Below are 6,642 nucleotides of genomic sequence, written 5' to 3' on the forward strand. Positions count from 1 at the left end.
CACGCTCTCCCGGTTTGGCGGGCTCATGCGCTGGCGGACTTGGTCCCGCACAGCGGTGTCATAGGTCGGTTTCATGGTCGTCGGTTTGGCCCCCTGGTGGATGGGTCAGACCGAGCGGACAACTTTCCTGACGCAGGGGGTGGGGCCGATCACTCTGGGGATCCTGTTCGCGGTGGGGGTGAAGATCCTTAAGACCTCCAACCACGGTCTGCCGGCCTATGCGGTGTCAATCGCAGTGTGCGTTTTGATGTTGCGCACCCACATTTCGCCGCTGTGGTTCATGGCTGTGGCCGGGTTACTGGGAGGGTTTGGGGTGATCAACCGCTGAAGGGGGGCCAGCATGGTTCGGCTGGATCAATCTGTATAACCCCATCCACCAGGCGGGCCTGTTCGCAGAAGCCTTGCGGAGGTGAACCCTCCGGCCCCCTGGCGATCACCTCGGCGATGCGCAGCTGCAGCGGCCGCAATTGCAGCGCCACGATCCTGGCCTCTGAATCACCGTGGCAGCCGGCATGGGCCACCCCCCGCAACCGGCCCCACACGAGCACATGCCCGCCAGCGCTCACGCGGGCGCCTGGGTTGACATCTCCGAGCACCAGGGCCGTGCCCTCCACCTGAAGGTGGTCGCCGGAGCGCAGGGTGCCCCTCTGAATCACCAGATCAGGGTCGGGGTGTGAATCAGCACTGACTTCTGGAGGGCTTGGCGGCTGTAGCTCTGTGGCCAGGCCGATGGCCGCCGCGGCTGCGAGGGTGAGGGACTGGCGGCCAGCCACGCCGATCAGCTGGAGCTGGTGGGCGGCCAGCTGGCGCTCAAGGGCGCGCAGATCGGTCACCGTCAGGAGCCAGTCGCCGCTCTGGAGCAACAGGGCCCCGCCGCTGCTCAGCCCGTCGAGGCACCGCTTCAGCTGCTCCGGCAAAGGGTCAGACCCGGGCCCAGGTTCAGGCAGCAGCAGCTGATGGGGCAGGGGCCTGCGGGCGGCAGGCACGAACTCAGCAGCCATCGCCACATGCGAAGGAGCCCAACTTAGGCAGCGCCATGGTCCCTGCCCCGCAGGGCCCTGGCCCTCTGCCGCAGGGGTTCACTCACCTCGGGGGGGTGGATCAACCAGGCCAGCTCCACCGGCTTCACCAGGCTGGCCACCAGGGGGGATCGCTCCTCCAGGGCCGCCAGCGATTCCCCATCCCAGAGCCGCAGGCCACCTTTATAAGGGTCATACCCACGATTCTGGCGCTGTTGCAGGGCGCAGCACAGGCTGGGCTTCAACCCGGCCGCCTCGCTCAGTCGCTGGGCCAGGGCCAGCAGCTCCAGCCGCCCCCCGGCCTCCAGATGGCTGACGTCACTGGCCCGCAGCAGACGCCGATCCAGCAGGCGCCCGCAGAGCTCCTGCAGGTCAGTGGGCCCCGCCTCCCGCCAGCGCACCAGGTGGTACCCCGTACGCAGGTCGTCGTTGGCCAGGTAGGTCTCCAGCTCGAGACTCCCAGGGCGCCACAGCCATGCGGCCATCACCTCGTCGGCGTCGACGCCGCCTTCGGGCCCGAGGCGGCGGGCCAGCTGGATCGCCTGGGTGAGCAACCAGTTGCAGACCACATTGAGCCGGTGGTTGTAGAGGCTGCGGTACATCAAGCTGCGCACCACCAGGTAGTGCTCCACCGCCATCAGTCCCTTCGGGTGCAGCGCCAGGCTGCCGTCGGGAGCCACGGTCAGAGCCCCCAGGATCCGCTCCAGGTCCAGCTGGCCATAGCGGGTGCCGGTGCTGTGGCTGTCCCGCAACAGGTAATCGAGCCGGTCGCAATCGAGCTGGCCACTCACCAGGGAGGCCAGCGCCGGCTGCCGGTGATGGCCGTGCTCCAGCAGGTCGGCCACGGCATCGGCACTGCCGGGGGCATGGCGCTCGAGGGGCTCCCGCAGGGCGGGGTGCTCCCGCACCAATCGGGCCGACCAGGTTTCATGGCGCAGCCCGTACATCTCCTCGCCTGAGTGGCTGAGCGGGGCGTGTCCCACGTCGTGCAGCAGGGCCGCGGCGTAGAGCACCCCCTGGTCTTGTGCCAGCTGCGGGACCTGGCGCTCCAGCTCGTGCAGGGCCAGCCGCGCCAGATGCAGCACCCCCAGCGAATGGGTGAAGCGGCTGGACTCGGCCCCATGAAAGGTGAGAAACGCCGGCCCCAGCTGACGGATCCGGCGCAGACGCTGGAAGGGGGCCGTGTCGATCAGCTCCATGGCCAGGCCTTCGGCTGGATCGTTGCGCTCCAGCCGGATCGCGCCGTGCAAGGGATCGTGATAAGTGCGCTGGCTCATGCCTTGGGGAGCTCCTGCAGCAGCTGCTCGACGGCCAGCTCCAGCCAGGAGTCATCATCCCCGCCGGGATTGAGGGGCTCCGGCTCGGGCAGCAGCCGATTAGGTGCGATGCCCTGGTTCTGGATGTCACGGCCGCTGGGGGTCACGTACCGGGCCACGGTCACGGCCAGACCGCTGCCGTCCCCCAGGTTGATCAGTGTCTGGATCAGCCCCTTGCCGAAGGTGCGGCTGCCTAGCAGGGGGGAGCGGCCGTCGTCCTGGAGGGCTCCCGCCAGGATCTCACTGGCGCTGGCGGTGCCCCCATTCACCAGGGTGACCATCGGGCCGCCGTACAGCTGGCCGGCCGCGGCCTGCCTGAGCTCACTCAATCCCTCGCGGTTCACGGTTTCCACGATTGGCTGGGCGGCGAGAAAGGCATTGGCCACAGCCACTCCCCCCTCGACAAGACCACCGGAGTTGTTGCGCAGATCGAGAATCACCCCCTCCACGCCCTCCTGAGCGAAAGCCTGGAGGGTCTCCCGCACCCCAGCGGGAACCGGCTCGCTGAACTGGGTGATGCGCAGCAGGCCAAGGAGATGGCCTCCGCGTTTGAGCAGCCTGGAGCGCACGGGTTGCAACTCCACCCGCTCCCGCCTGAGCAGTACCGACCTGGGCTCAGCCTGGGGGTCGGGGGGCTGGATCAGCACCTGAACGCTGGTGCCGGCGAGGCCCCTCAGGCGCGCTGCCGTGGCCTCCAGCCCCAGGATCCGGCATGGTTCGCCCTCCACCTCCAGCACTTCGCTGCCCGAGCTGATGCCGGCTTCGGCGGCCGGTGATCCATCCAGCGGTGCGATCACCACGATCCCCTGCCCGTCTTCAGCGAGGCTCAGCTGCAGGCCGACGCCGCTGACGCTTCCCTCAGTTGTGGCACGCAGGGCTCCGTAGTCGGCCGGGCGCAGCACACGGGTGTAGGGATCGCCGATGGGCTCGAGCATCGCAGCGATCGCGTCATAGGCCTGGGCGCTGGTTTCGATCGGCTGTTCCAGGGCTTTCTGGCGCAGGCGACGCCAGTGAACGATTTCAAAACGTGTGGGGTCGACATAGCTCTGGTTCACCAGCCGCCAGGCCTCCACCACCAGTTGCTGGGCATCGCTGAGGGCCAGTGCAGGCCTGGGCTGCAGCAGCCCCAGGCCCAACCCGAGGCAGAGCAGCAGGGCTAGCGCCACTGCTCTGTTGCGCCAGCTGAGGGGCGGCTTGGTGGGGGTCTTGGGCAGGCTCATCGCTGGCAAACGGGGCACGGGGCGGCAATCACGACCGATGGGCGGCTATCGGTAGACTCTCGCAACCCCAACCCAGCACTGCATGGCGAACTCGTCTCCCGCCGCCAAGTCGTCTCCCGTTTTCGACTGGTTCGAGGAGCGCCTGGAACTCCAGGCGATTGCGGACGACATCTCCTCAAAGTACGTGCCGCCCCACGTCAACATCTTCTATTGCCTCGGTGGCATCACACTGGTCTGCTTCCTGATCCAGTTTGCCACTGGATTTGCGATGACCTTCTACTACAAGCCCACGGTGGCTGAGGCCTACTCCTCGGTTCAGTACCTCATGACTGACGTCAGCTTCGGCTGGCTGATCCGTTCGGTGCACCGTTGGAGCGCCAGCATGATGGTGCTTATGCTGATCCTGCACGTCTTCCGCGTGTATCTCACCGGCGGCTTCAAGCGTCCCCGCGAGCTCACCTGGGTCACCGGCGTGGTGATGGCCGTCATCACCGTTGCTTTCGGTGTCACCGGCTACTCCCTTCCCTGGGATCAGGTCGGCTATTGGGCCGTCAAGATCGTCTCGGGCGTTCCCGCCGCTGTTCCGGTGGTCGGCGATTTCATGGTTGAACTGCTGCGCGGTGGTGAGAGTGTCGGTCAGTCCACTCTGACCCGCTTCTACAGCCTGCACACCTTTGTGATGCCCTGGCTGCTGGCCGTGTTCATGCTCGTCCACTTCCTGATGATCCGCAAGCAAGGCATTTCCGGTCCTTTGTGATCTGAAGCTGCAGCCGCGATCAACTGATTCAGCTACCTCACCCCTCTCTCCACTCCTCGGTGCCTGCGATGCACATCCTCAAGAAGCCTGATCTCAGCGATCCCAGCCTGCGGGCCAAGCTGGCCAAGGGCATGGGTCACAACTATTACGGTGAGCCCGCCTGGCCCAACGATCTCCTCTATATCTTCCCGGTGGTGATCCTCGGCACCATCGCCTTGGTGGTCGGTCTGGCGGTGCTGGATCCAGCCATGCTTGGCGACAAGGCTGATCCCTTCGCCACACCGCTGGAGATCCTGCCCGAGTGGTATCTCTACCCCGTTTTTCAGATTCTGCGGGTGGTGCCCAACAAGCTGCTCGGCATCGCCCTGCAGACGATGGTTCCCCTCGGTCTGATGCTCATCCCCTTCATTGAGAGCTTCAACAAGTTCCAGAACCCCTTCCGCAGGCCCGTGGCCATGGCCGCCTTCCTGTTTGGAACGGTGTTCACGATATATCTGGGCATCGGCGCTGCTCTGCCCATCGACAAGTCACTCACCTTGGGTCTGTTCTGAATGGATCGCACCGACCAGGCCGCAGCCTGAACCGCTGCCTGGTCGCTCCAATGTTTCAGCCGCCGTTGACCACGGCGGCTTTTTTTATGGCGGCCCGTCGAGCGAGAGCACCGACACATCGGCGGGATTGACCCGCAGCAGATGATGCAGCAGCAGAAAGCCCACAATGGTCCAGGTCTGGTAGGTACGGGACTGCTGCCCCACCCAGGTGCCGGTGGGCCCATCGAAGTATTCGGCCCACTGCTGGCGCGGCAACTGATTCAGCTGCGACCAGTAGCACTCCTCGAGCATGGCCTTGGCCTGCCCCATCAGCAGCACATCCGCCTGGGGGTGCCGCTGCTCGTGCTGAAGGATGGCCCCACCGAACGACCAGAGCAGGCAGGGCCAGTGACCGCCGTTGTGGTAGCTCCAAGGCCAGTTTTTGGGATCTGAACCGGTCTTGTTCATCCACTCGGCCGCCTCCATCGGGGGATGGCAGATGCGCATCGGCATCTGGGCCATCAGGTGGCTGCGGTTGTGCAGCACCAGACGGAACAGGGCCCGCTGCTGCGGTGCGGCCAGCAGACCGAACAGACAGGCCAGGGAATTGCCCAGGCTGTAGAAGCGGAAATCCGGACGGCCCGTGCGGATGTTGCCGATCAGGTAACCGCCGCGATCTTCCAACCAGTCCTGTAGCCAGTCGGGAATCACCTGAGGCTGCACGTTGAACTCGTTCTCCTGCTGATGGTCGCCGTATTGCTCGGTGGGGCGGCGACGCAGCACCTGCATTGTCTTGCTGGTGACCCAGTAGTGCTTGAGCAGGAAGGAGCGCAGGTCGTGGATCCACTGGCGGGTGAGCTCGAGTCGCTGCTCCAGTAGGCGGCTGCTGCGGTCGCGCTTGGCGATTTCCATCAGATGGCCGCAACTGCGCAGGCAGCCGAACAGGAGCACTTCCACCTCCAGAGGGGCTCCCCACACGTCCATCGGACGATCGATCATGAAGGAGCAGTCAGGAACGAACAGCACCGGCGTGCCTTCAAAGGTGGGGTGCATCACCAGATCCAGCAGCAACTGCACGCCCCGTTGCACTTTCTGGCTGGCGCCAAACTCCCAGTCCTGGCTGCGTTTGACGTAGGCCCAACAGAGGATCGGCCACCACAGGCTGGCGTCCACCGAGGTGATTCGTCCGATCGAGCGTTGGCCGTAGTCGGCCAGCAGCCGGCCATTTTCTTCGATGAAGCTGGTGGGGAAGACACCGCGGGTCTGGTAGGTGCTGCTCTGCAGGTCGAGGCAGACGCTCAGAAAGTGACGAACAATGTCAAAGCGTCCCTCCAGCAGCAGGTGGATCATCACCGGGACGTTGTCGCGCAGGAACACTTCCCCGTAATTGAGGGCGTCGTGACTGCGGGGATGCTCCAGAGCGGCCACCGATCCCACAAGGGAGCCCTGCACCGACACCAGGGTGCGCTCAAATTTCTCTCGGGCACTGGCCACCACGGCATCTTCCCGGGAGCTGGGGCGGACACGAAGCCGCTCCTGGCTGAAATGTGTCGCCAAGCCTTGACTCCTGTTCAACGGGTCCGGTGCCAGCAAAACCATAGGCAGGACAAGCGTTCTGGGCCGCATGACGGCTGCTTGGGTCCTGATTGCAGAGCCAGTGGCTGGTTCTGTGGTATGTTTTTGGACTGCGCGTGAGCCGGAAGGCGGGCGCTGCAGGGCTTACACAACTGAGGAAGGCGGAAGCCGGCCAACGGTGTTGTAAGTTTCAAAAGCGGTCGGGAGACCACCGCGAGCCACCGG

7 protein-coding genes are annotated in these 6,642 nt (G+C 65.2%); 3 read left to right on the top strand and 4 right to left on the bottom strand.

Annotation, left to right across the window (positions count from 1 at the left end; all coding sequences use genetic code 11):
• Nucleotides 1-73: 73 nt before the first annotated feature.
• The gene (locus KQ304_RS01445) at nt 74-328 is read left to right on the top strand and encodes a hypothetical protein (RefSeq protein ID WP_399228092.1); all 255 of its coding nucleotides are present in this window, start codon (nt 74-76) and stop codon (nt 326-328) included.
• On the opposite strand, the gene minC is transcribed toward KQ304_RS01445, so the two are convergent.
• Genes minC through ctpZ form a run of 3 tightly spaced genes read right to left on the bottom strand, consistent with a single transcriptional unit; the run spans nt 318 to nt 3,555 of the window.
• Nucleotides 318-1,001 carry a septum site-determining protein MinC gene (minC, locus tag KQ304_RS01450; protein ID WP_259735353.1) on the bottom strand — a complete coding sequence of 228 codons (684 nt, stop codon included), beginning with the start codon at nt 999-1,001 and terminating at the stop codon, nt 318-320. The genes KQ304_RS01445 and minC overlap by 11 nt on opposite strands.
• A 23-nt stretch (nt 1,002-1,024) precedes the next feature.
• Entirely contained in the window at nt 1,025-2,296 is a 1,272-nt protein-coding gene (locus KQ304_RS01455; protein WP_259735354.1) for an HD domain-containing protein, read from the bottom strand.
• Nucleotides 2,293-3,555 carry a carboxyl-terminal processing protease CtpZ gene (gene ctpZ, locus KQ304_RS01460; RefSeq protein ID WP_259735355.1) on the bottom strand — a complete coding sequence of 421 codons (1,263 nt, stop codon included), beginning with the start codon at nt 3,553-3,555 and terminating at the stop codon, nt 2,293-2,295. The genes KQ304_RS01455 and ctpZ overlap by 4 nt, the downstream gene beginning before the upstream one ends.
• Before the next feature lie 82 nt (nt 3,556-3,637).
• Between ctpZ and petB the strand changes: the two genes are divergently transcribed.
• Together petB and petD are read left to right on the top strand one after the other, a co-directional pair.
• On the top strand, nt 3,638-4,312 hold the full coding sequence (petB, locus tag KQ304_RS01465) for a cytochrome b6 (protein ID WP_259735356.1): 675 nt from the start codon (nt 3,638-3,640) through the stop codon (nt 4,310-4,312).
• Nucleotides 4,313-4,380: 68 nt separating this feature from the next.
• Complete coding sequence (gene petD, locus KQ304_RS01470) at nt 4,381-4,863, top strand: cytochrome b6-f complex subunit IV (protein WP_094555178.1); 483 nt, start codon at nt 4,381-4,383, stop codon at nt 4,861-4,863.
• A gap of 84 nt (nt 4,864-4,947) precedes the next feature.
• Here the strand turns inward: petD and KQ304_RS01475 are convergent, their stop codons facing one another.
• Complete coding sequence (locus KQ304_RS01475) at nt 4,948-6,399, bottom strand: glycoside hydrolase 100 family protein (protein WP_259735357.1); 1,452 nt, start codon at nt 6,397-6,399, stop codon at nt 4,948-4,950.
• Between the last annotated feature and the right edge of the window lie 243 nt (nt 6,400-6,642).

The organism is Synechococcus sp. CS-1329, from assembly GCF_025128055.1.
GTDB lineage: Bacteria > Cyanobacteriota > Cyanobacteriia > PCC-6307 > Cyanobiaceae > Regnicoccus_A.